The sequence below is a fragment of the Rhodopirellula europaea 6C genome, assembly GCF_000338295.1.
Lineage (GTDB): Bacteria > Planctomycetota > Planctomycetia > Pirellulales > Pirellulaceae > Rhodopirellula > Rhodopirellula europaea.
The window spans coordinates 1-2,016 of sequence record NZ_ANMO01000051.1; the positions used below are offsets into that span (position 1 = coordinate 1).

Sequence of the window (2,016 nt, forward strand, 5' to 3'; positions counted from 1 at the left end):
CATCACGGTTGCTGGATCGCTGTCACCCTCAAAAGTTAGACCATCGGTGGCGACGTAAGTGAAGTCGGCTACGCCGTTGAAATTAGCGTCAGGCGTGAACGTCACACTGCCGTCACCGTTGAGCACGACCGAGCCGTTTGATCCGTCGGCGACGGACTTGATGCTCAGCATATTGCCGTCAGGGTCAGTGTCGTTTCCCAACATTTCCGATGCAGCAAATGTTACAGGAGTGTCCTCGGTGCCCGCGGCGCTATCATTGACGGCCACCGGTGCCGTGTTGGTTTGCAATTCAATGCGGCTTGCCACGAGCGGCGAACCGGTTTGAGGATCTTCCGCGGTGATAGAGATCGAGTAAACCGCCGAGTCCGACGGATCAAAATCCGTTGGGAACAAGCCTTCGAAGTTCAAGCTGCCCTGATAGATCGATCCAGCGTTGGTGTTCGCGAAATCTGTCGGAGTAAAATCTGGACCGATCGAAGCCAACAACAATTGTTGCAGCGTCGATTCCCCAAGCACTTCACCCGTCGTCTCGTTTCGAACCGAAAGGCTGAAACGACTGTCGCCGATCTTCTGCGACCCGCCATCGGTTGCTGTATTGATGGCAACGATCACGTTCCAACGGGCCCAGTTGTCATCAAAGTCGCCTGAAGTTCCGTTGCTGTTTGGCCCATTACCGGCCTCGCCAGCTCCAACAATAAATCGAGTCGGGTCGGAGGGATCACGCGGAGCCGGGGCCGGACCGACGAACCGCATGTCGGCTCGCAGGGCGATCTCAAGACCAGGAGCATCCACCGCGTCCGTCGCAATGACCAAACCGTCGCCGGGAATGCCGGTTCCGATTAGTAGGTTACCGCCAGGGGCTCCTCCCGTCAGACCGCTCGGATCAATCTCTCCATTGGGGTCAATGTTGTCCGAATCACTGGCGGGTGTGATCACAAGCGTCGCCGTGGCCGATACCACTCCGGCGGTCGGCGTCGCCGAATCAGTCACATCGTAGGAGAACGAAACCTCACCATTGAAGTTCGGGTTGGGAACGAATGTCCACGGACCTGTTCCCAGCAGCACACCGGCCCCAGCGGTATCAAGCGTCAAGCTAGAGACAGAGAGTGTTTGTGCAGGCAAATCAATATCGCTGGCGTTGGCCAACAACTGAGCGGCAGTGATCGTGCGGCCCGCACTGTCTTCGGGGATCGAGCCCAAGTCAACAGGACCGCTAACCTCCGGAGCGTCGTTGGTGTTGACCACCGTGATGTCAAACATCGTACTGACGATTTCGCCCGACGGATCGGTTGCCGTTACCGTGATGGTCGCCGGTGTGCTCGTCACATCATCGTTGCCCGGTGTGCCGGTAAAAGTTGTACCATCAAAGGATAACCATCCCGGCAGACCGGTGGCCGTGAGCGTCAATGGATCGCCGTCAACATCGACAAAAACATCGCCGGCAACGGCCAAACTAAATGCCGAATCTTCGGTCGCGGTCTGGTCATCAATGCCGATGGGTTGATTGCTGCCGTCAAGTCCCAACGTTGGGGCCTCGTTCACACCGATCACCTTGAACTTGATGTTCCCGGTTTCGTTCAGAGACTCGTCATCAAAGACATCAAACTTGACGTTGACGATCGCGATCTCGCCGGCGGCGAGACCCTGCATGACCGAGGATCCCGTGGGGTTGATCGTCAGGATGCCCTCGACACTGTTTCCAACGTAGGTGATTCCTAAATCACTGAGCAGCACATCCGGGTTCACGGGGACGCCGCCGATGGTCACCGTAGCACGAGGTGCCGTTGGATTGGAGAATCCGAAGTCAAAGGAAGCCGGGGTCAGCGTGCTGTCGACATCGAAACCAAGTTCCGATACCAAGATCTCGTCACCGGGGGCAGGCATCGCTGAGTAAACATTGACAATCTTCAGCTCCAGATCACCCGGCAGCGTCGCGGGGATCGGATCATCAAAGTTGGTCGCCAAGTCCAAGTCAGCTGCAACCGGTGCATCGTTCACAGGCGTGACCGTGAGGTT

The 2,016-nt window shown here is 57.1% G+C and carries 1 protein-coding gene; it reads right to left on the reverse strand.

The annotated features are described in order from the left end of the window. Positions 1-1,998: cadherin-like domain-containing protein (locus RE6C_RS04505; protein WP_039961191.1), on the reverse strand; the 1,998-nt coding region annotated here is incomplete at its 3' end. Positions 1,999-2,016 lie beyond the last annotated feature (18 nt).